Below are 21,056 nucleotides of genomic sequence, written 5' to 3' on the forward strand. Positions count from 1 at the left end.
AGTTGAAAAGCGAACTAGTGAGGGGTGTTCTGTGACGGTGTGCACACGTTCGAGGTCACACTCCGCAGGTTACCGCTCACAGGCCGAAGCGGCGCTGGAGGTCGCCGAGCTGTCCGGGAAGGCGCGGTGTCCCGGGGCCCGCTCCCTGGGGGCCGGGCGCCCCGCCGCCGGGCACCCCCGGCTGCTGCGGAGCCGCCCCCGTCGGCTGCTCGGGCATGAGCGCCTCGCTCGACTGGAGCAGCACCGTCCCCGCCCCCACGAACTCGAACTGGTGCTCCTCCCCGGAGGCCCCGCCGAGGCCCGTCAGCGCACGTAGACCGCCCAGCAGACCGGTCATGTACCCGTGGTCGTAGTGGTGGCACGGCGAGGGGCAGTCGGCCCAGCCGACCAGGGCCTGCGGGTCCACCCGCAGCGGGGGTTCCATGAACACCACCGGGCCGTTGGAGGCGGCCACGAACTTGCCGGTTCCGATGAGGGTCAGAAAACCCGGCACGATCGACTGCTTGAGAGCGAGACTTGGCTGAAAAGCAAGCAGGTTGCCGGAGCGAATGGTGAGGTTGCCCTCTTCGAGGTCGTAGGAATTGACGTCGAAGGCCCGGTCGGCGAGGAGCATCTTGCCCGAGCCCTCGGCCACCACCCAGTCGCTCGCGTGCAGAGGCGAATGGAACGAGGTCCGCACCAGCCGGTCCAGCCGGCCGTGCCCGATCCCGTTGAACTCGATCGTCCCGTAGTAGGCGGTCATCTTGCCCTTCTGCAGGAACCACTGGCTGCCCGTCAGCTCCACGCAGAAGGTGTACGCGTCGACGTTGTCGTCGGCCGGCAGGGTCGCCGGGTCCCAGACCGTGCTCACAGCTTCTCCTCCGACGCCTGGACGTAGACCGCCCCGCTGCCGCTCAGCTCCAGTTGGAACGCCTCGCCCGAGCCGCGCCCCACCATGTCCCGCCAGCCCAGTGCCGTGGACAGCCTGTTGCGCACGTCGCCGTGGTGGGCGACGTACGCCTGCGGGTCGACGTGGACCGGGCGCTGGGGGCTGATCGGGATCTCGATCACCCCGCCGTGCGCCATGACGGCGACCGCCCCGTGCCCCGTGAGCGAGGTGGTGAACAGCCCCTGGCCGCTGACCTGCCCGCGCACCAGGCCCATCACCCCGCCCTGGGCGCCGAGGAAGACCGTGCCCTGCTCCAGGGTGCCCTCGAAGGCGAGCAGCCGGTCGGCCTCCACGTAGAGGGTGTCGCCGGCCAGCCGGATCACCTGGACGTGGTGGCCGCCGTGCCCGAACAGCACCGTGCCGCTGCCCTCGACGGTCATCAGCGGGGTGTCCTCGTTCGCCACCCGGCGCCCGATCATCGACATCACCCCGCCCTGGCCGCCGCGCAGGTTCGGGGTGAAGGACACCTCGCCCCGGTAGGCGAGCATCGCCCCGCGCTGGCTGAACAGCCTCTCGCCGGGCGCGACGGTGGCCTCGACCATCTTGGAGTTGATCTCCCGGAACGCCATCAGACATCCCCCGCGATCGTGTTCCGCTCGCTCGGCTGCACGTACACCAGGCCGTCCCCCTCGAACCGGATCTGGAACGCCTCCCCGCCGCCCTCGCCCATCAGGGTGCGGAAGGTCACACCCGACTGGAAGGACTGCCGCAGGTTCCCCTGGTGGGCGACGTACGCCCCCGGGTCCACGGTCAGCGGGTACTGGGCGCTGACCCGCAGCACCACCGCCGGCCCGTCCGACATGACCGCCGCCTGGCCGTGCCCCTCGACGGTCGTGGTGAACAGCCCGTTGCCCTGCGAGGCGCCGCGCAGCCCGGTGAACTCCGTGCCCGTGCGCAGCCCCGCGTCGGCCGCGAGGAAGTTGCTCGACTCGACGTACAGTCGGTCGCCCCGGAGCGTCACCAGGTTGATCTCGGCCGCCCGGTCGGCGAACCAGCAGGTCCCGTGCCCCTTCACCTCCATCACCGTCATCTGCTCCCCGGTGAGCCGCCGCGTCACCATGCCGCGCAGCCCCTCACCCCCGCCGCTCAGCTTCTTGAAGGACATCTGCCCGTCGTACGCGACCATCGAGCCGTTCTTCGCCTTCACGGCGTCCCCGGTCAGGTCGACGGCGAGCACCTTGCTGCCCTGGAGTCGGAACATCGCCACGCCCTGGACGGTAGCCGAGACCGCACCCGCCCGGCCCCGCCGGTCCCGGGTTTGCCACAATGGCCGGGCGCTTGTGCGTACGTTCACAAAGATCGTCGACGTCTCTCCCACCGAAGGTGACCCACCCGTGGACCTCAAGACCGCCACAGCCCTCCGCCGCCTCCGCCTGGTCTCCGGCCCCGAGGCGATCTCCTTCCTGCTCCTGCTGGTCTGCTCGGTGCTGAAGCGCACCACGGACTTCAACGCCGTGCCGGTGATGGGCATGATCCACGGCGTGCTCTTCGTCCTCTACGTGGTCTTCTGGGCGGACGCCTGGAACCGCGCCAAGTGGCCGCTGGGCACCGCCGCCCTGTACTTCGTGCTGTCGGTCCTGCCGACCGGCGGCTTCTTCGCCGAGCGCAGGCTGCGCCGCGAGGCCGAGGACGCGGTGATCGCCTCCCGCGCCCGCCGGGAAGGGGTGGTGGGCGCGTGATCGTCGCCTTCTCCGTGACGCCGCTCGGCGTCGGCGAGGACGTGGGGGAGTACGTCGCCGACGCCGTGCGGGTGGTGCGGGAGTCCGGGCTGCCCAACCGCACCGACGCGATGTTCACCTCCGTCGAGGGCGAGTGGGACGAGGTCATGGACGTCGTCCGGCGCGCGGTGGCGGCGGTCGAGGCGCGGGCGCCCCGCGTCTCCCTGGTCCTCAAGGCCGACATCCGCCCCGGCGTCACCGACGCGCTCACCGCCAAGGTCGAGACGGTCGAGCGGCATCTCGCCGGCTGACCCGGGCCTCACCCGTACGCCCCCGCGCCGCCCCGGCCGGGGGCGTCGCCGTACCCCGCTCCGGGCGGTGGCAGGTGCCCACCCGGCTGGACGCCCCCAGTTCGACACGCCGGTAATTCTCCACTTTTGTATGGGTAGATCACTCCCCATCCCTTGGAGGACGCTGTGCGGCCGGAGGGCTACGACTACGACACCCACAGCCGACTGGCGGGCCCGCTCACCCAGCCGGACGGCGCCGCCTACCGGGTGCGGTACACCTCGCTGCTCGCACGGGAGCCCCGGCGAATAAGGGCCGTCCTCCTGATGAGCCTCGCGCCGCTGCTCACCGGCGTCCTGCTCGTCTACCTGGTCTGGCCCACCCACTGGGTGCGGCGCGAGGGCGCCGACCGCTGGCTGACCGGCCTCGACGTGGCCATGCTGGTCTCCATCGGCCTGATCGAGCTGTTCATGCTGGTCAACGTCGCCTCCGTGGCGCACGCCACGATGGTCGCCCGCGACCCCGTCCCGGTCGTCCCCGAACCCGGCACCCGCGTCGCCTTCCTGACCACGTACGTCCCGGGCAAGGAACCCCTCGCCATGGTCCGCGCCACCCTGGAGGGCGCCACCCGCCTCACCCACGACGGCACCCTCGACGTCTGGCTGCTCGACGAGGGCGACGACGAGCGGGCCAGGGCGCTCTGCGCGGAACTCGGCGTGAAGCACTTCACCCGCCGCGGCGTCCCCGAGTGGAACCAGGACAGCGGCGTCCACAAGGCCCGCACCAAGCACGGCAACTACAACGCCTGGATCGCCATGCACGGCGACGCCTACGACTTCTTCGCCTCCGTCGACACCGACCACGTACCGCTGCCCAACTTCCTGGAGCGGATGCTCGGTTACTTCCGCGACCCGGACGTCGCCTTCGTGGTCGGCCCCCAGGTGTACGGCAACTACCACAACCCGGTCACCAAGGCCGCCGAGTCCCAGCAGTTCCTCTTCCACGCCCTGATCCAGCGGGCCGGCAACCGCTACCGGGCCCCCATGTTCGTCGGCACCAACAACGTGGTGCGGGTCTGTGCCGTCAAACAGGTCGGCGGCCTGTACGACTCCATCACCGAGGACATGGCCACCGGCTTCGAGATCCACCGGCACCGCAACCCGGCCACCGGCCGCCACTGGGAGTCCGTCTACACCCCCGACGTGCTCGCGGTGGGCGAGGGCCCGGCCTCCTGGACCGACTTCTTCACCCAGCAGATGCGCTGGTCCCGGGGCACCTACGAGACCCTCCTCAAGCAGTACTGGAAGGCCCCCTTCCGGATGCCCGCGGGGCGGCTGCTCTCCTACAGCCTGATGCTCGTCTACTACCCGATGACGGCCGTCAACTGGTTCCTCGGCATCCTGAGCTGTGTGCTGTTCCTCTGGTTCGGCGCCTCCGGCACCGAGGTCGCGGCCTCGGTCTGGCTGATGCTCTACAGCGACGCCGCCGCCCTCCAGGTCGGCCTCTACCTGTGGAACCGCCGGCACAACGTCTCCCCGCACGAGCCCCGGGGCTCCGGCGGCCTGGCCGGCATGGCCATGTCGGCGCTGTCCGCCCCGATCTACCTGAAGTCCTTCACCGAGGCGCTGCTGCGCCGCCCCAGCCGCTTCGTCGTCACCCCCAAGGGCGGCGACGCCAGCCCCGACCGGCTGCTCACCTTCCGCATCCACCTCTCCTGGGCCGCGCTGCTGATCGCCTCGCTGACCGCCTCGGCCGTCCTGGACCACACCCACGTGGCCATGCGGACCTGGGCGTTCCTGGCCACCGCGATCTCGCTCGCCCCGGTCGGCGTCTGGGCCGCGGGCCGCCTGCGAGACCGCCGCGCCCCCGGCCCCCGGCCCGCCCCGGACACCCCGGCGCCCGCGTCCGCCGCGGCGGGCCCCGCCCCGGCGTTCGCCGCGACCGGCGCCACCTCGTCCGTCTCCGGCACCATGACAGGAGGCAACTAGGCCATGGCCTACCAGCCCTCGCAGAGAACCAAGAAGACCGTCCTGGGCATCGGCGGCATCGCGGTGCTGGCCGGCCTCAACGCCCCGGCCGCCCTGGACTTCGCGGGCGAGAAGTACCACGACTACAAGATCTCCCGGCCCGCCTACCAGGCGAAGTACGGCTCCTGGAGCCAGGTCGCCATCCCCGAGGAGTACCGCACCAACGCCATCCACGCGGCCCTGCTGCACACCGGCAAGGTGCTGATCGTGGCGGGTTCCGGCAACGAGCAGAAGAAGTTCGACGCGGGCTCCTTCGACACCGTGCTGTGGGACCCGGAGAAGAACACCTTCAAGAAGATCCCCACCCCGGAGGACTTCTTCTGCTCCGGACACGCCCAGCTCCCCGACGGCCGCCTGCTGGTGGCCGGCGGCACCGCCCGCTACGAACTGCTCGACGGCGAGGTGGAACGGGCCGGCGGCGGCATGCGGGTGAAGAACGAGAACCCGGACAAGACCGTACGCCTCCCCAAGGGCACCCGGTTCCGCTCCCCGGCCGGCGTCGAGTACGTCTCCAAGTTCGACGTCACCCTGCCCCGGGCCAAGCGCTCCTTCGAGGTCACCCGGGACGCCCGCGGGGTCGTCCAGCCCTGGAAGACCAAGGTCACCGCCAGCGAGGCCCGGGTCTTCGTGGAGGCCGTGGAGAAGGGCCCGCTGTCGGTCACCGACACCCAGGCCCAGTACGAAATCGTCGGCCTCAAGGGCGAGGAGGCCGCCAACACCTACGGGCTGTCGGAGAAGATCACCCTGGAGAAGCAGGACTTCCAGGGCATCCGCGCCGCCTACGAGTTCGACCCGGTCGCCGAGAAGTACGTGCCGGTCGACCCGATGGACAAGGCCCGCTGGTACCCGACCCTGGTCGGCCTCGACGACGGCCGGGTGCTCGCCGCCTCCGGCCTCGACGACGTCGGCATGATCGACCCCGGCGACAACGAGATCTACGACCCGCGGACCAAGAAGTGGTCGCCCGGCCCCAAGCGGTACTTCCCGACGTACCCGGCCCTGTTCCTCACCCAGGGCGGCAAGCTGTTCTACTCCGGCTCCAACGCCGGGTACGGGCCCGCCGACCAGGGCCGCGACCCCGGGCTGTGGGACCTGGAGACCAACACCTTCCGCAAGGTGCCCGGCCTGACCGACCCCGACCAGTTGGAGACCTCCGCCTCCCTGCTGCTGCCCCCGGCGCAGGACCAGAAGGTGATGGTGCTCGGCGGCGGCGGCGTCGGCGAGTCGAAGAAGTCGACCCCGCGCACGGCCGTGGTGGACCTGAAGAAGGACAACCCGGTCTTCGAGCGGGGCCCGGAGCTGCCGCAGGGCACGCGCTACCTGAACAGCGTGATCATGCCGGACGACACCGTGTTCACCTCCAACGGCTCCAGGGACTACCGGGGCCGCAGCGCCAGCAACATCCTCCGGGCGCAGGTCTACGACCCGAAGAGCAACACCTTCAAGGAGGCCGCCGCGCCGAAGGTGGGCCGCAACTACCACTCCGAGGCGCTGCTGCTGCCCGACGGCCGGATCGCCACCTTCGGCTCCGACCCGCTCTTCGACGACCAGCGCAACACCAAGCTCGGCCACTTCGAGCAGCGCATGGAGGTCTTCACCCCGCCCGCCCTGCACCGCAACGCGGCCGGCCGCCCGGTCCTGACCGGCGGTCCCGAGCGCCTCGGCGCCGGCCACCGGGTCACCTTCCGCACCGCGCACCCCGAGCGGGTGGCCGAGGCCCGGCTGATGCGGCCCAGCGCGGTCACCCACACCACCGACGTCGAGCAGCGCTCCATCGAACTCGGCGTCACCAAGAAGGGGAACGCGGTCACCTTCGACGTCCCCGAGGACCCCGCGCTGGTGCCGCCCGGTTGGTACATGCTGTTCGTCACCGACGCCGAGGGCACGCCGTCGAAGGCCCGGTGGCTCCAGGTGCCGTGAGCGGCCTCGGCGCTACGCCCCGGCGCCGCGGGCCAGCCCCAGGGCGTACTCCGGCCACCACCGGCCCGCGTCCGGACCGCCCGCGCAACTGCCGTCCGACTCGCCCGGCCGCTTGACCCACAGATAGGCGTCGACGGCCGGGTCGCCGGTGCCGGTGGTGGGGCGGGTGCCCAGCGCCCGGCCGGGCGGGTTGCACCAGACGCCGGGCAGCGGGCCGTTGCCGTTGCGGCTGGTGTCGATGACGAAGTGCTTGCCGCCCAGGCCCGCCGAGAGCAGCTTGCCGTACCGGGTGGTGTCCTCGGTGGTCTGGAAGTTGGAGACGTTCAGCGCGAAGCCGTCGGCCCGGTCGATCCCGGCCCGCTTCAGCGGCTCCACCAGTTTCTCCGGCTCGGTGATCCAGGCCGGGTTGCCGGCGTCCAGGTACACCGCGGTGTTCGGCTGCTCCTTGAACCGGGCGATCGCCTCGCCGAGCAGTTGCTCGCGCTCGGCGTGCAGCTCGCCGGGGGTGCAGCCGTCCACGATGTGCGCGACCGCGTCGGGCTCCAGCACCACCAGGGCCTTCGCGTCCCCGATGGCGTCGGCGAACCGGCCGGTCCACTGCCGGTAGGCCGCCGCGTCGGGGGCCCCGCCGGCCGAGTGCTGGCCGCAGTCGCGGTGCGGGATGTTGTACGCGGTGAACAGCGCCGTGCGGCCCGCCGCCTTCGCCGCCCGGGCGACCCGGCTCACCAGCGGCGCCGGGTCGATCTCACCGGCCGGCCAGAGCGCGGCGGGCTGCCCGGCGATCCGCTGGAGCAGCCCGGCCTCCTCGGCCCGGCCCTGCTGGCGCCAGAGCCGGCTCTGCCGGGCGGCGGGGCTGTCCGGGTCGACCCAGAACGGGGAGTCGGCCGGCCGGGTCGAGGCGGGCGCGGCGACGGACGCCCCGCCGGTCTCGGGCGCGGACGAGCAGCCCGCCGCGAGGCCGAGGGCGGCGAGCGTCGCGAGGGTCTGGATCAGCCGGGACATCGCTGCTCCCTGAGAACCGAGGTGACATTGTGTGATGATCCGAAACGTATCGTGACACAAGGGACACGCTCGGCGCGGCAGGGCCCGCCGGGGAGGGGGCCGGACGGCCGCCCGATGGGCGAGACAGGGCTGTTCGGCATATGACCGGCCGGTAAGGTCTGATGCCGTGCCGAAGCCCCTCAGTCTCTCCTTCGACCCCATCGCCCGCGCCGACGAAAGCTGGAAGCGGCGCTGGGGCAACGTGCCCTCCATGGCGGCCATCACCTCGATCATGCGCGCCCAGCAGATCCTGCTGGCCGAGGTCGACGCGGTGGTCAAGCCCTACGGGCTGACCTTCGCGCGGTACGAGGCGCTGGTGCTGCTCACCTTCTCCAAGTCCGGCGAACTGCCGATGTCCAAGATCGGCGAGCGGCTCATGGTGCACCCCACCTCCGTGACCAACACCGTCGACCGGCTGGTCAGGTCCGGTCTGGTGGCCAAGCGCCCCAACCCCAACGACGGGCGCGGCACCCTGGCCACCATCACCGACAAGGGCCGCGAGGTGGTCGAGGCCGCCACCCGCGACCTGATGGCCATGGACTTCGGCCTGGGCTGCTACGACGCCGAGGAGTGCGCCGAGATCTTCGCGATGCTCCGGCCGCTGCGGGTGGCGGCGGGGGACTTCGCGGACGACTGAGCGGGCCGGCGGGCCCGCCGGAAGATCGCCCGAAACGGGTGGTTACGCTCGTACGCATGAAAAAGAGCGTGCTGACGCGCTACCGCGTCATGGCGTACGTCACCGGTGTGCTGCTGATCCTGCTCTGCCTCGGCATGATCGCGAAGTACCTGCTGAAGATGGACGGTGCCGACGACTTCACCCGGGTCGTCAGCATCGCGCACGGCTGGCTCTACGTGATCTACCTGGTGTTCGCCTTCGACCTGGGCGCCAAGGCCAAGTGGCCGGTGAAGAAGCAGCTCTGGGTGCTGCTCGCGGGGACCATCCCGACCGCCGCGTTCTTCGTGGAGCGCCGGATCACCCCCGAGCTGCAGGCGCGGTTCGCCCAGGACGCGCCGGCGGTCGCCAAGGCGTAGTCCCGCCGCCGTACGGACCCGTACGGCGGTTGCCCATCGACATTTACTTGGACGTCCTAGTAAATTCGGGGTATGGACGCTGACGCCATAGAGGAAGGCCGCCGTCGCTGGCAGGCCCGGTACGATGCCGCGCGCAAGCGCGAGGCGGACTTCACCACGCTCTCCGGCGACCCCGTGGAACCGGTGTACGGGCCCCGGCCCGGCGACCGGTACGAGGGGTTCGAGCGGATCGGCTGGCCCGGGGAGTACCCCTTCACCCGGGGGCTGTATCCGACCGGCTACCGGGGGCGGACGTGGACCATCCGGCAGTTCGCCGGGTTCGGCAACGCCGAGCAGACCAACGAGCGCTACAAGATGATCCTGCGCAACGGCGGCGGCGGCCTCTCGGTCGCCTTCGACATGCCGACGCTGATGGGCCGCGACTCCGACGACCCCCGCTCGCTCGGCGAGGTCGGCCACTGCGGGGTCGCCATCGACTCGGCCGCCGACATGGAGGTGCTGTTCCGGGACATCCCGCTGGGCGACGTGACCACGTCGATGACGATCAGCGGGCCCGCCGTGCCCGTCTTCTGCATGTACCTGGTCGCCGCCGAACGGCAGGGCGTCGACCCGGCCGTGCTCAACGGCACGCTCCAGACCGACATCTTCAAGGAGTACATCGCCCAGAAGGAGTGGCTCTTCCAGCCCGAGCCGCACCTGCGCCTGATCGGCGACCTGATGGAGTACTGCGCGGCCGGCATCCCCGCCTACAAGCCGCTCTCCGTCTCCGGCTACCACATCCGCGAGGCCGGGGCGACGGCGGCGCAGGAGCTGGCGTACACCCTCGCGGACGGCTTCGGGTACGTGGAGCTGGGGCTGTCGCGCGGCCTCGACGTGGACGTGTTCGCGCCGGGGCTGTCCTTCTTCTTCGACGCGCACGTCGACTTCTTCGAGGAGATCGCCAAGTTCCGGGCCGCGCGGCGGATCTGGGCGCGCTGGATGCGGGACGTGTACGGGGCCCGCAGCGAGAAGGCGCAGTGGCTGCGCTTCCACACCCAGACCGCCGGGGTCTCGCTGACCGCGCAGCAGCCGTACAACAACGTGGTGCGCACGGCGGTGGAGGCGCTGGCGGCGGTGCTCGGCGGGACCAACTCGCTGCACACCAACGCGCTCGACGAGACCCTCGCGCTGCCCAGCGAGCAGGCCGCGGAGATCGCGCTGCGCACTCAGCAGGTGCTGATGGAGGAGACCGGCGTCGGCAACGTCGCCGACCCGCTGGGCGGGTCCTGGTACGTGGAGCAGCTCACCGACCGGATCGAGGCGGACGCGGAGAAGATCTTCGAGCAGATCAAGGAGCGGGGGCTGCGGGCGCACCCCGACGGGCGGCACCCGATCGGGCCGATGACCTCCGGGATCCTGCGCGGGATCGAGGACGGCTGGTTCACCGGGGAGATCGCGGAGTCGGCGTTCCGGTACCAGCAGGCGCTGGAGAAGGGCGACAAGAAAGTGGTGGGCGTCAACGCCCACACCGGGTCGGTCACCGGGGACCTGGAGATTCTGCGGGTCAGCCACGAGGTGGAGCGCGAGCAGGTGCGGGCGCTGGGCGCGCGCAAGGCCGGGCGGGACGAGGCGGCGGTTCGGGGGGCGCTGGACGCGATGCTGGGTGCTGCGCGGGCGGGCGGGAACATGATCGGGCCGATGCTGGAGGCGGTGCGGGCGGAAGCCACGCTGGGGGAGATCTGCGGGGTGCTGCGGGAGGAGTGGGGGGTGTACACGGAACCGGCGGGCTTCTAGGCGCCGGTTCCGGGGCGGCGGCCCGCACCAGGGGGCTCCGCCCCCTGGACCCCCGGCCTATGCCCACCCACCACCCGACTCGGCCTACTGAGAAGTGGCCGTCGTGTCCGGCTCGGTCGGGCGGGAAGTGGCCGTCGGGGGTGGGTCGGTCGGGCGGGTGGTGGCCGTCGTGTCCGGCTCGGGCGGGCGGGAGGGGGTCGTCAGGCCGTGGAGGAGGACGTGGGTGAGGGCGGTCACCCAGGGTCCGTCCGCGGGTTGGGCGCTGACCAGGGTGCGGTGGACGACCGCGCCCGCGACCATGTCGAAGATCAGGTCGGCCGTGCGGGCGGCGCGCTCCGGGTCCGGGTCGGCGGGCAGTTCGCCGCGGGCCTGGGCGCGGGCGCGGCCCGCCAGGACGAGCCGCTTCTGGCGTTCCACGATCGAGCCGCGGATGCGCTCGCGCAGCGCGTCGTCGCGCGTGGCCTCCGCCACCACCGCCATCAGGCCGCTGCGCGCCTCCGGACGCGCCAGGATCGCGGCGAACTGGAGCACCACGCCCTCCACGTCCGCGGCGAGACTGCCGCGGTCGGGCAGGGCCAGCTCGTCGAAGAGCTCGGCCACCGCGTCGACCACCAGTTCGTTCTTGCCTGCCCAGCGGCGGTAGAGGGTCGTCTTGGCGACCCCCGCCCGCAGGGCCACGTCGGACAGGGTGAGCTTGGACCAGCCCAGTTCGACCAGGGCCGCCCGGGTCGCGGCCAGGATCGCGGCGTCGGCCGCGGCGCTGCGCGGACGGCCGGCACGGCTGACGGGGGTGCGGCTCTGCATCCCCCGACCCTATCCGGCCGTTCCGGCCCGGCCGTGAGGCAGATCACCGGCGGGCCCTGGTCCGGCGCCACCCCGGGGTATTACGCTACGAGCCGTAGCGAAAGCGCGCGGGGACACCGCCGCGCCGAGCGACGACCACCGGGGCGCGGGTGGGGACCCGGCGCCGGCAGCACACATCAGGGCGGGTTTCGGACCGCTTTTCACAGACGCGCGCGGTACGGGGGAGGATAGGCGCATGCAGCCACGGAACATGTCCATGAGCGGAGTCGTCGACCTCGCCGCGGTGAAGGCGGCCCAGGAGGCCAAGGCGAAGGCGGAGCAGGCGCGCGCCCAGGCCGCGCGGCAGGGCGGCGGGGGCGGCGTCTCCCCGGCCGATCTCGTCATCGACGTCGACGAGGCGGGCTTCGAGCGCGATGTCCTCCAGCGGTCCACCGAGGTCCCGGTCGTCATCGACTTCTGGGCCGAGTGGTGCGAGCCCTGCAAGCAGTTGAGCCCCGTCCTGGAGCGGCTCGCCGTCGAGTACAACGGCCGGTTCGTGCTGGCCAAGATCGATGTCGACGCCAACCAGATGCTGATGCAGCAGTTCGGCATCCAGGGCATCCCGGCCGTCTTCGCGGTGGTCGCCGGGCAGGCGCTGCCGCTCTTCCAGGGCGCCGCCGGCGAGACCCAGATCCGGGGGACCCTGGACCAGTTGGTGCAGGTGGCCGAGGAGCGCTTCGGCCTCACCGGCCTGGTCGTCGACCCCGAGGCCCAGCCCGGCGCCGCCCAGCAGGCCCCCGCCGCCCCGGCCGGCCCGCACGACGCCGCCCTGGAGGCCGCCGTCCGCGCGCTGGACGCGGGCGACCTGGGCGGCGCGGTGCGCGCGTACCAGAACGTGCTCAACGAGGACCCGGCCAACATGGAGGCCAAGCTCGGCCTCGCCCAGGCCCAGTTGCTGCAGCGGGTCCAGGACCTCGACCCCCAGCAGGTGCGCAAGGACGCCGCCGAGAAGCCGGACGACGTCCAGGCGCAGATCGCCGCCGCCGACCTCGACCTCGTCGGCGGGCACGTGGACGACGCCTTCGGGCGCCTCATCGACACCGTGCGGCGCACCTTCGGCGACGACCGGGACGCCGTACGCGTACGGCTGCTGGAGCTGTTCGAGGTGGTCGGCGCGGAGGATCCGCGGGTGGTCGCGGCCCGCCGCGCGCTGGCGCGCGCCCTGTTCTGACCCGCGCCGGGCGCATGCCCCGGTGTACCGCCGGTGTGCTGTCCGTTAGCGACAAGTTGACGCCCGACGACCGATGCGGCCGCGCTTTGCCAAATCTTGGCAATCGCGGCCGCTGTTACTGCCAGTAAGTCGAGGCCGCCGAACTGCCGGGTTCTGTCCGGGGTTCGGCGGATTTGTTCCGCCCAACGGTGACACCGAGCGTCGCCGGTCGGGGCCGGTGTGTCGTGGTGTGGTTATCCGGCCGTTACTAGCGAGTAATGAACCCCCTTGTGCGGGCGGCCAGAATGCACCACGATCGGCGACGCTCGGTCCATTCCCGTACCCCGACAGCCAATCGGGCCGCGGGACTTCCTGGGTCCCCACCGAGCAGGTCCGGCGGCAGTGACGCCGGTCCTTGGGCAGGGGGGTCTTCGCCGCACCCGGCGGAGCCTGCCCGGCAGGTTGTGCGTGATGTGCGTCAGGCGCGACCAGTGGTTGTCGCTCGGGGGTGATCGCCGGTGATTCGGGCGCGTGGAGCGCGCCGCCGAGCGCGGGCGCTCTCCTTCCCGAGGACGTAGCACTTCTCCCATCCCTGCCCGGCCGAGCCGCCGACCGAGGGCGAACCGAGGCCAGGAGATGTACGTCCGAGAAGGAGGAAATATGGAGTCCCAAGTGCGTGGCGGGACCAGATGGAAGCGGTTCGCTGTGGTCATGGTGCCCAGCGTCGCCGCGACGGCCGCGATAGGAGTCGCCCTGGCCCAGGGTGCGCTGGCCGCGTCGTTCAGTGTGTCGGGGCAGCAGTTCAAGGTGACCGCCAGGGAACTGACCGGGCACGGCTTCTCGCAGTACGGCGCCTACAACGAGGGCGCCAGCGGCAAGAACGCCGTGGCCGTCTCGGCGTTCAAGAGCGCCGAGATCGACAAGCTGTGCCAGTCGGTCGTCACCAAGATCCCGGTGCTGGGGCCCATCACCCTGCGGCTGGAGGCCGGTGACACGGCCAAGAAGCAGGAAGCGGTCTACGCCGAGCGTCTCTACATCGACGTCGCGGACCTGCAGGCCGATGCTGAGTTCAAGAACATCGACATCGGTGTGGCGGCCGGGGCCATCAGCAAGGGTCCCAAGCAGAAGAAGGCGGAGGTCTCCCAGGGGCGGGCCAACCCGGGCGGCTTCTCGCAGCAGGCGTCCGAGGCCAACCTGAAGGACGTGAAGCAGACGGCGTGGGCCACCACCGCCGGGACCTTCAGGCTCAGCGGTCTTCACATGTCGCTCAAGAAGGGCGACGGCGAAGGCGTCGAGTGCTACTGAGCCCCTGTTGACGGGTGGGGGCCGGCCGCGCCCCCGCCCGTCGACCCGCACATCATCACCACAGCAACGCTGTACCAGGGAGCTGTTTTCCATGAGCGCCGAGACTCCTGCCGCCACCGGCCAGTTCACCCGCCGCAGGCAGCAGTTCCGAGACTGGCGGGGCACCCGGCCGTTCTGGGCAGGTCTGCTCGTCCTGCTCGGCGGCTTCCCGATCATGTACTTCCCGTACGCGAACCTGAAGCTCGGCAACCTCACGGTGGCGATGTCCACCACCGCCGGGGCCGGCTCTCTGATCATCGGTGTGCTGCTGGTCGTCCTCGGCATCAGCCTCTGGTTCCAGAAGCACGTGCGGACCTTCGCGGGTGTCGCGGCGATCCTCCTCGCCCTGGTGTCCATCCCCGTGTCCAACTTCGGTGGTTTCGTCATCGGCTTCCTGCTCTCGCTGATCGGCGGGGCGATGGCCGTGTCGTGGGCGCCGGGTCAGCCGCAGCCGGTGTCGGAGACCGCCTCGGACGAGCCGAACGATCTGTCAGGAACGAGCCCGGCCAACGGGGCGAACGGGAGGCACAGTGCCGGCTGACGAGGTGACTCACGGGTCGGACGCGGGGGCGTCCCGCGTGAGAACCGGGCCGCGCCACGCGGCACCCAAGAAGCCGCTGTTCACCAGGTTCCACGTGCCGGCCGGGAAGGCGATAGCCCTCGCGGCGATGCCGACGGCGGTCCTCATGGGGATGGGGCTCACGCCGACGCTGGCCCTCGCCGACGGCAACGACCCCGCGGCGAACTCCAAGAGCCTGACGGCCGAGGAGTACCAGGCGTGCGTGGAGGCGCTGGCCGGCGAGAAGGACGACGCTTCCGCCACGCCGACGCCCTCCGCGAGCGCGAGCGAGTCGGAGGCGGCCGAGGACGCCGACACACCGTCGGACGAGCCGAGCCCCTCGGCCACCACACGGAAGGGCACGGGCACCGGCACCGGCTCGTCCTCTTCGTCGGATTCAGGTTCCGACGACGGGGACGACGGGGACGACGAGGACGACGACCAGGCCGCCGTCCCGGCCCCCGAGCCGTCCGCCTCCAAATCCGCGTCCACCGCGTCGCCGTCGGCCTCGCCCTCCCCCTCCGAGAAGGACGGCGGTCTGCTGGAGGACATCGGCGACGCCCTGGAGGGCATCCTTACCGGCGGTCACAAGAACGCCGAGGAGAGCCCGGCGCCGACGGACGGAGCCTCGGAACCGGCGTCGGGCGCCACCACCGACCCGGCGACCGAGGCGGCCGAGGCCGCCAAAGACGCCCTGAAGGACGCCACCGACGCCACCGACGACCCCGGCAAGGCGTCCGGGACGACCGGTGACGACAAGACGGCAGCGGACGACACGACGGACCAGGCGGGCCAGACGGACCAGGCCGACCAGGCCACCCCGTCCCCGGACGCCACCGCCACCGCCTCCGCCAGCCCCAGCCCCACCCCCAGCGGCTCCGCCGGCCCCTCCGTCGACCCGGAGGACTGCCCCGCCGCCACGGACGCGGAGGGCGGCGTGGACAACACCCTCGCGCTGCCCGACCTTCCCTGGAGGCTGGAGGCCAGTTCGCTGCTGCTCAAGGGCGCCTCGTACAAGGGGGTCGTCGAGGTGCGCACGGCGAGCGGGGCGACGAAGAAGGTGCTCAAGTACGTCGTGTCCGCCGGCACCGACATCGGCGACCTGCACCAGATCGTGCAGGACGAGCGGCAGAACAAGACGTACCACGTGCAGGCGGCGAAGGGCTCGACGTCCACCATCAAGGACGGCGACACCGTCATGTACACGGAGAGCATCTCGGGCAACCTGCTCGGGCTGATCCCGATCACGTTCGACCCGGAGCACCCGCCGCCGCTGGACATCCCGGTGATCTACTTCACCAAGGTGACGGTCGTGCAGGCCGGCCAGTTCGGCGGCACGCTGCACATCCCGGGGCTGCATCAGTACGTCACCGGCTGAACGCCCCGCCAAGGACCCGTTCGGGAGCCGCACAACGCCGAGGGCGCCCCCTGCCGCAGGGGGCGCCCTCGGTGCGTATGCGCCGGTGTCAGGACCGCGTCTCGCCCAGGTGGTGGACGCGGACCATGTTGGTGGTGCCGGGGACGCCGGGGGGCGAACCGGCGGTGATCACGACGACGTCACCGGGGGAGAAGCGGTTGAGCTTCACCATCTCCTGGTCGACCAGGTCGACCATCTCGTCGGTGGAGTTCACGAACGGCACGACGTACGACTCCACGCCCCAGCTCAGCGCGAGCTGGTTGCGGGTGGCCTCGTCGGTGGTGTACGCGATGATCGGCTGGACCGCGCGGTAGCGGGAGAGCCGGCGGGCGGTGTCACCGGACTGGGTGAACGCCACCAGGCCCTTGCCGCCGAGGAAGTCGGCGATCTCGGCGGCGGCACGAGCCACCGAACCGCCCTGCGTGCGCGGCTTCTTGCCCGGGACCAGCGGCTGGAGGCCCTTGGAGAGCAGCTCCTGCTCGGCCGCGGTGACGATCTTCGACATGGTCTTGACCGTCTCGATCGGGTACGCGCCCACGCTGGACTCGGCGGAGAGCATCACCGCGTCGGCGCCGTCCAGGATGGCGTTGGCGACGTCGGACGCCTCGGCGCGGGTCGGCCGGGAGTTGGTGATCATCGACTCCATCATCTGGGTCGCCACGATCACCGGCTTGGCGTTGCGCCGGCACAGCTCGATCAGGCGCTTCTGCACCATGGGGACCTTTTCGAGCGGGTACTCGACGGCCAGGTCGCCGCGGGCGACCATCACGCCGTCGAACGCCATCACGACGTCCTCCATGTTGTCGACCGCCTGCGGCTTCTCCACCTTGGCGATGACGGGGACCCGGCGGCCCTCCTCGTCCATGATCCGGTGCACGTCGGCGACGTCCTTGGCGTCCCGGACGAAGGAGAGCGCGACCAGGTCGCAGCCCATGCGCAGCGCGAACCGCAGGTCCTCGACGTCCTTCTCGGACAGCGCGGGCACGTTGACCGCCGCGCCGGGCAGGTTGATGCCCTTGTGGTCGGAGATGACGCCGCCCTCGATGACGATCGACTTCACCCGGGGGCCCTCGACCTCGGTGACCTTCAGCTCGACGTTGCCGTCGTTGATGAGGATCTGGTCGCCCTTGGCGACATCGCCGGGCAGGCCCTTGTAGGTGGTGCCGCAGATCGTCCTGTCGCCCGGCACGTCCTCGGTGGTGATGGTGAACTCGTCACCCCGGACCAGCTCCACCGGGCCCTCGGCGAAGGTCTCCAGGCGGATCTTGGGGCCCTGGAGGTCGGCGAGCACCCCGATGGCCCGGCCGGTCTCCTTGGCGGCGGCCCGGACCCGGTCGTACCGCCCCTGGTGCTCGGCGTGCGTGCCGTGGCTGAAGTTGAAGCGGGCCACGTTCATGCCGGCTTCGATCAGCGCGACCAGTTGCTCGTGGGAGTCGACCGCGGGGCCGAGAGTACAGACGATTTTCGAACGGCGCATGGGGCGATCCTATCGGTTTGTTTCGCTCCGGAATATTCCGCCTAGCGGAAGCTACAAACGGGCGCGGGGGTGCTCAGTCGTGAATTCAGCAGTGACCTCGACCGGTCATCCGTTGTTCTTTTCGACCAGTGCGTACGTCTGTGTCGCGATCTCCAATTCTTCATCCGTGGGCACCACGGCGACCTTCACCCGGGCGTCCTCGGGGGAGATCAGCCGGGGACCGTCGCCGCGTACGGCGTTCAGCCCGGCGTCGACCGCCAGGCCCAGTCCCTCCAGGCCCGCCACGGCAGCCTCCCGCACCGGTGCCGCATTCTCGCCGACCCCGGCCGTGAAGGCGACCGCGTCCACCCGTCCGAGGACCGCGTAATAGGCGCCGATGTACTTCTTCAGACGGTGAATGTAGATGTCGAAGGCGAGCTTCGCCGCTTCGTCCCCGGCGTCCACGCGGCGCCGGATCTCCCGCATGTCGTTGTCGCCGCACAGACCGAACAGGCCGCTCCTCTTGTTGAGGAGAGTGTCGATCTCGTCGGTGGACATTCCGCCTACGCGCTCCAAATGGAAGATGACCGCCGGGTCCAGGTCTCCCGACCGCGTACCCATCACCAGCCCCTCCAAAGGCGTCAGCCCCATGGAGGTGTCCACGCACCGGCCGCCCTGGACCGCCGAGGCCGAGGCGCCGTTGCCCAGGTGCAGCACGATGACGTTCACCTCGGCCGGGTCCTTGCCCAGCAGCCTGGCGGTCTCGCGGGAGACGTACGCGTGCGAGGTGCCGTGGAAGCCGTAGCGGCGGATGCGGTGCCGGTCGGCGATCTTCGGGTCGATGGCGTAGCGCGCCGCGGCCTCCGGCATCGTGGTGTGGAACGCGGTGTCGAAGACGGCGACCTGGGGCAGGTCGGGGCGCAGGGCGCGGGCGGTGCGCAGGCCGGTGAGGTTGGCCGGGTTGTGCAGCGGGGCGACCGGGATCAGCCGTTCGATCTCGGTGAGCACCGAGTCGTCGACGAGGGTGGGCTCGGTGAAGAACATGCCGCCGTGCACCACCCGGTGCCCGATCGCGGCCAGCTCCGGGGAGTCCAGGCCCAGGCCGTCCCGGGCCAGCTCCCCGGCGACCGCCTTCAGGGCGGCCTCGTGGTCGGCGATCGGGCCGTTCTGCTCGCGGGTGCTGCCGTCGGGCACGTGGGTGTGCTTCAGCCGGGAGGTCCGCTCGCCGATCCGCTCGACCAGACCCACCGCGAGCCGGCTGCTGTCGCGCATGTCGAGCAACTGGTACTTCAGCGAGGACGAGCCGGAGTTGAGGACGAGGACACGGGTGGGACTGCTCACTGGTGGGGGGCCTTCTCGGTCGGGGACTGGGCCTGGATGGCGGTGATGGCGACGGTGTTGACGATGTCCTGGACGAGCGCGCCCCGGGACAGGTCGTTGACCGGCTTGCGCAGGCCCTGCAGGACCGGGCCGACGGCGATCGCGCCGGCCGAGCGCTGCACGGCCTTGTAGGTGTTGTTGCCGGTGTTCAGGTCGGGGAAGATCAGCACGGTGGCCTGGCCGGCCACCTCCGAGCCGGGCAGCTTGGTCGCGGCGACCGTCGGCTCCACCGCCGCGTCGTACTGGATGGGGCCCTCGATCCGCAGGTCGGGGCGGCGGGCCCGGACCAGCTCGGTGGCCGCGCGCACCTTGTCCACGTCGGCGCCGGTCCCGGAGGTGCCGGTCGAGTACGACAGCATGGCGATCCGGGGCGCCACCCCGAACTGGGCCGCCGTGGTCGCCGACTGCACGGCGATGTCGGCGAGCTGCTCGGCGTCCGGGTCCGGGTTGACCGCGCAGTCGCCGTAGACCAGGACCTTGTCGGCCAGGCACATGAAGAACACCGAGGAGACGATCGACGCCTCCGGCTTGGTCTTGATGATCTCGAAGGCGGGGCGGATGGTGGCCGCCGTGGAGTGCACCGAGCCCGACACCATGCCGTCGGCGAGGCCCTCCTGCACCATCAGGGTGCCGAAGTAGTTCACGTCGGAGACGACGTCGTACGCCAGTTCCACGGTGACACCCTTGTGGGCGCGCAGCTCGGCGTACCGCTGGGCGAAGGCGTCGCGCAGCTCGCTGGTGGCCGGGTCGATCAGTTGGCTGTCGCCGAGGTCGATGCCCAGGTCGGCGGCCTTCTTGCGGATCTGCTCGACCGGGCCGAGCAGCGTCAGGTCGCACACGCCCCGGCGCAGCAGCACCTCGGCGGCGTGCAGGACGCGCACCTCGGTGCCCTCGGGCAGGACCACCCGGCGCCGGTCGGAGCGGGCCTGTTCGAGAAGGGTGTGCTCGAACATCATCGGGGTGACCCGGTCGCTGCTCGGAGCGGAGACCCGCTTGCTGAGGTCGGCGGTGTCGACGTACCGCTCGAACAGGCCGAGGGCGGTCTCCGCCTTGCGCGGGGTGGCCGCGTTGAGCTTGCCCTCCAGGGAGAACAGCCGCTCGGCGGTGGGGAAGCTGTTGCCGGGCACCGTCAGCACCGGGGTGCCGGGGGCGAGGCGGGCGGCGAGGGTGAGGATGGCGTCGTTCGGCACCTCGTCCAGGGTGAGCAGCACCCCGGCGATCGGCGGGGTGCCGGCGCTGTGCGCGGCGAGCGAGCCGACGACCAGGTCGGCGCGGTCGCCGGGGGTGACGACCAGGCAGCCGGGGGTCAGGGCGCCCAGGAAGTTGGGCAGCATGGCGCCGCCGAAGACGAAGTCCAGCGCGTCCCGGGCCAGCCCGGAGTCGTCGCCGAGGACCACCTTGGCGCCGAGGGCGTGGGCGATCTGGGAGACGGTGGGCGCCGACAGGGCCGGCTCGTCGGGCAGCACCCAGCACGGCACCGGCAGCCGGCCGGCCATCTGCCCGGCGATGGCCGCCCGGTCCTCGCGGGCCACCCGGTTGGCGACCATGGCCAGGACGTCGCAGCCGAGGGAGTCGTAGGCGCGGAAGGCGTTGCGGGTCTCGGCCAGCACCGACTCGGCGCTCTGCCGCCGCCCGCCCACCACCGGGATCACCGACGCGCCGAACTCGTTGGCCAGCCGGGCGTTCAGCGACAGCTCGTCGGGGAGCTGGGTGTCGGCGAAGTCGGTGCCGAGGACCAGGACGACGTCGTAGTCCCGGGCGACCAGGTGGAAGCGGTCCACCAGGGCGGAGACCAGCTCGTCGGTGCCCTGCTCGGCCTGGAGGGCGGAGGCCCGCTGGTAGTCCATGCCGTACACGGTCGACGGGTCCTGCGCGAGCCGGTAGCGGGCGCGCAGCAGCTCGAAGAGCCGGTCGGGGCCGTCGTGGACGAGGGGGCGGAAGACGCCGACCCGGTCGACCTGCCGGGTCAGGAGTTCCATGACCCCCAGCTCGACGACCTGGCGGCCGTCGCCGCGGTCGATACCGGTCACGTACACGCTGCGCGTCACGCGTGCTCTCCGTTCCTGTGCGAGTGGGCGTCGCGGTCATAAAAATCGCCCACCGAGGTGAGCGGAACCCTCTTGACAATACCTCCGCGGCTATATAAGGCGCCCGTCAATGCCCTGTCGGCGGTGGTGGGTGGGACGTGGAAGAATCGACAGTGGCTCACCGGTGTCAACAGCGAGCAGGAGACACAGCAC

General features: G+C 71.2%; 19 protein-coding genes. 11 read left to right on the forward strand and 8 right to left on the reverse strand.

Going from position 1 to position 21,056, the window contains the following annotated elements; translation table 11 throughout:
- Positions 1-76 precede the first annotated feature (76 nt).
- Genes IE316_RS25400 through IE316_RS25410 form a run of 3 tightly spaced genes read right to left on the reverse strand, consistent with a single transcriptional unit; the run spans position 77 to position 2,129 of the window.
- Positions 77-850: an AIM24 family protein gene (locus IE316_RS25400; RefSeq protein WP_190206783.1), complete on the reverse strand. Its 774-nt coding sequence runs from the start codon at positions 848-850 to the stop codon at positions 77-79.
- Entirely contained in the window at positions 847-1,497 is a 651-nt protein-coding gene (locus IE316_RS25405; RefSeq protein WP_190206784.1) for an AIM24 family protein, read from the reverse strand. Before IE316_RS25405 ends, IE316_RS25400 begins: the two co-directional genes overlap by 4 nt.
- On the reverse strand, positions 1,497-2,129 hold the full coding sequence (locus IE316_RS25410) for an AIM24 family protein (RefSeq protein WP_190206835.1): 633 nt from the start codon (positions 2,127-2,129) through the stop codon (positions 1,497-1,499). The genes IE316_RS25405 and IE316_RS25410 overlap by 1 nt, the downstream gene beginning before the upstream one ends.
- 133 nt (positions 2,130-2,262) lie before the next feature.
- On the opposite strand from IE316_RS25410, the gene IE316_RS25415 reads away from it, so the two are divergent.
- The 4 genes from IE316_RS25415 to glxA all read left to right on the forward strand — a co-directional run bounded on the left by IE316_RS25415 (position 2,263) and on the right by glxA (position 6,821).
- The gene (locus IE316_RS25415; RefSeq protein WP_190206785.1) at positions 2,263-2,607 is read left to right on the forward strand and encodes a DUF3817 domain-containing protein; all 345 of its coding nucleotides are present in this window, start codon (positions 2,263-2,265) and stop codon (positions 2,605-2,607) included.
- On the forward strand, positions 2,604-2,897 hold the full coding sequence (locus IE316_RS25420; protein WP_190206786.1) for an MTH1187 family thiamine-binding protein: 294 nt from the start codon (positions 2,604-2,606) through the stop codon (positions 2,895-2,897). Before IE316_RS25415 ends, IE316_RS25420 begins: the two co-directional genes overlap by 4 nt.
- 165 nt (positions 2,898-3,062) lie before the next feature.
- The gene (locus IE316_RS25425; RefSeq protein ID WP_190206836.1) at positions 3,063-4,862 is read left to right on the forward strand and encodes a glycosyltransferase family 2 protein; all 1,800 of its coding nucleotides are present in this window, start codon (positions 3,063-3,065) and stop codon (positions 4,860-4,862) included.
- A 3-nt stretch (positions 4,863-4,865) separates the two neighbouring features.
- Complete coding sequence (gene glxA / locus IE316_RS25430; RefSeq protein ID WP_190206787.1) at positions 4,866-6,821, forward strand: radical copper oxidase GlxA; 1,956 nt, start codon at positions 4,866-4,868, stop codon at positions 6,819-6,821.
- 12 nt (positions 6,822-6,833) lie between these two features.
- On the opposite strand, the gene IE316_RS25435 is transcribed toward glxA, so the two are convergent.
- The gene (locus IE316_RS25435) at positions 6,834-7,823 is read right to left on the reverse strand and encodes a glycoside hydrolase family 6 protein (RefSeq protein WP_190206788.1); all 990 of its coding nucleotides are present in this window, start codon (positions 7,821-7,823) and stop codon (positions 6,834-6,836) included.
- A 166-nt stretch (positions 7,824-7,989) separates the two neighbouring features.
- Between IE316_RS25435 and IE316_RS25440 the strand changes: the two genes are divergently transcribed.
- The 3 genes from IE316_RS25440 (at position 7,990) to icmA (ending at position 10,667) form a co-directional block, all read left to right on the forward strand.
- Positions 7,990-8,499, forward strand: coding sequence for a MarR family winged helix-turn-helix transcriptional regulator (locus IE316_RS25440; RefSeq protein WP_190206789.1), 510 nt, complete (start codon positions 7,990-7,992; stop codon positions 8,497-8,499).
- Positions 8,500-8,555: 56 nt separating this feature from the next.
- Entirely contained in the window at positions 8,556-8,894 is a 339-nt protein-coding gene (locus IE316_RS25445) for a DUF3817 domain-containing protein (RefSeq protein WP_190206790.1), read from the forward strand.
- A gap of 72 nt (positions 8,895-8,966) precedes the next feature.
- On the forward strand, positions 8,967-10,667 hold the full coding sequence (icmA, locus tag IE316_RS25450; RefSeq protein WP_190206791.1) for a coenzyme B12-dependent isobutyryl-CoA mutase large subunit: 1,701 nt from the start codon (positions 8,967-8,969) through the stop codon (positions 10,665-10,667).
- A gap of 84 nt (positions 10,668-10,751) precedes the next feature.
- Here the strand turns inward: icmA and IE316_RS25455 are convergent, their stop codons facing one another.
- Positions 10,752-11,471 (reverse strand): TetR/AcrR family transcriptional regulator, encoded by a 720-nt coding sequence (locus tag IE316_RS25455; protein WP_190206792.1) that lies wholly within the window; start codon positions 11,469-11,471, stop codon positions 10,752-10,754.
- A gap of 235 nt (positions 11,472-11,706) precedes the next feature.
- On the opposite strand from IE316_RS25455, the gene IE316_RS25460 reads away from it, so the two are divergent.
- From IE316_RS25460 to IE316_RS25475, 4 genes are all read left to right on the forward strand, one after another.
- Entirely contained in the window at positions 11,707-12,681 is a 975-nt protein-coding gene (locus IE316_RS25460) for a tetratricopeptide repeat protein (RefSeq protein ID WP_190206793.1), read from the forward strand.
- A 639-nt stretch (positions 12,682-13,320) separates the two neighbouring features.
- The gene (locus IE316_RS25465; protein WP_190206794.1) at positions 13,321-13,965 is read left to right on the forward strand and encodes a DUF6230 family protein; all 645 of its coding nucleotides are present in this window, start codon (positions 13,321-13,323) and stop codon (positions 13,963-13,965) included.
- A gap of 91 nt (positions 13,966-14,056) precedes the next feature.
- Entirely contained in the window at positions 14,057-14,545 is a 489-nt protein-coding gene (locus IE316_RS25470; protein ID WP_190206795.1) for a DUF6114 domain-containing protein, read from the forward strand.
- A complete protein-coding gene (locus tag IE316_RS25475; RefSeq protein WP_190206796.1) occupies positions 14,535-15,941 on the forward strand; it encodes a hypothetical protein in 1,407 nt (468 codons plus the stop codon). Before IE316_RS25470 ends, IE316_RS25475 begins: the two co-directional genes overlap by 11 nt.
- Positions 15,942-16,029: 88 nt before the next feature.
- Here the strand turns inward: IE316_RS25475 and pyk are convergent, their stop codons facing one another.
- The 3 genes from pyk to pta all read right to left on the reverse strand — a co-directional run bounded on the left by pyk (position 16,030) and on the right by pta (position 20,864).
- Positions 16,030-17,457, reverse strand: a complete 1,428-nt coding sequence (gene pyk / locus IE316_RS25480) for a pyruvate kinase (protein ID WP_190206797.1) — start codon at positions 17,455-17,457, stop codon at positions 16,030-16,032.
- A 105-nt stretch (positions 17,458-17,562) separates the two neighbouring features.
- Positions 17,563-18,777 (reverse strand): acetate kinase, encoded by a 1,215-nt coding sequence (locus IE316_RS25485; protein WP_190206798.1) that lies wholly within the window; start codon positions 18,775-18,777, stop codon positions 17,563-17,565.
- Positions 18,774-20,864, reverse strand: a complete 2,091-nt coding sequence (pta, locus tag IE316_RS25490) for a phosphate acetyltransferase (protein WP_190206799.1) — start codon at positions 20,862-20,864, stop codon at positions 18,774-18,776. The genes IE316_RS25485 and pta overlap by 4 nt, the downstream gene beginning before the upstream one ends.
- Positions 20,865-21,056 lie beyond the last annotated feature (192 nt).

Source organism: Streptomyces fumanus (genome assembly GCF_014655295.1).
In the GTDB taxonomy this organism is placed as follows: domain Bacteria; phylum Actinomycetota; class Actinomycetes; order Streptomycetales; family Streptomycetaceae; genus Streptomyces; species Streptomyces fumanus.

Bases quoted from the DNA above. Each gene is read 5' to 3' on its own strand.
- IE316_RS25405 (WP_190206784.1), bottom strand. From the start codon at position 1,497: ATGGCGTTCCGGGAGATCAACTCCAAGATGGTCGAGGCCACCGTCGCG.
- IE316_RS25410 (WP_190206835.1), bottom strand. From the start codon at position 2,129: ATGTTCCGACTCCAGGGCAGCAAGGTGCTCGCCGTCGACCTGACCGGG.
- glxA (WP_190206787.1), top strand. From the start codon at position 4,866: ATGGCCTACCAGCCCTCGCAGAGAACCAAGAAGACCGTCCTGGGCATC.
- IE316_RS25435 (WP_190206788.1), bottom strand. From the start codon at position 7,823: ATGTCCCGGCTGATCCAGACCCTCGCGACGCTCGCCGCCCTCGGCCTC.
- IE316_RS25445 (WP_190206790.1), top strand. From the start codon at position 8,556: ATGAAAAAGAGCGTGCTGACGCGCTACCGCGTCATGGCGTACGTCACC.
- icmA (WP_190206791.1), top strand. From the start codon at position 8,967: ATGGACGCTGACGCCATAGAGGAAGGCCGCCGTCGCTGGCAGGCCCGG.
- IE316_RS25455 (WP_190206792.1), bottom strand. From the start codon at position 11,471: ATGCAGAGCCGCACCCCCGTCAGCCGTGCCGGCCGTCCGCGCAGCGCC.
- IE316_RS25460 (WP_190206793.1), top strand. From the start codon at position 11,707: ATGCAGCCACGGAACATGTCCATGAGCGGAGTCGTCGACCTCGCCGCG.
- IE316_RS25465 (WP_190206794.1), top strand. From the start codon at position 13,321: ATGGAGTCCCAAGTGCGTGGCGGGACCAGATGGAAGCGGTTCGCTGTG.
- IE316_RS25470 (WP_190206795.1), top strand. From the start codon at position 14,057: ATGAGCGCCGAGACTCCTGCCGCCACCGGCCAGTTCACCCGCCGCAGG.
- pyk (WP_190206797.1), bottom strand. From the start codon at position 17,457: ATGCGCCGTTCGAAAATCGTCTGTACTCTCGGCCCCGCGGTCGACTCC.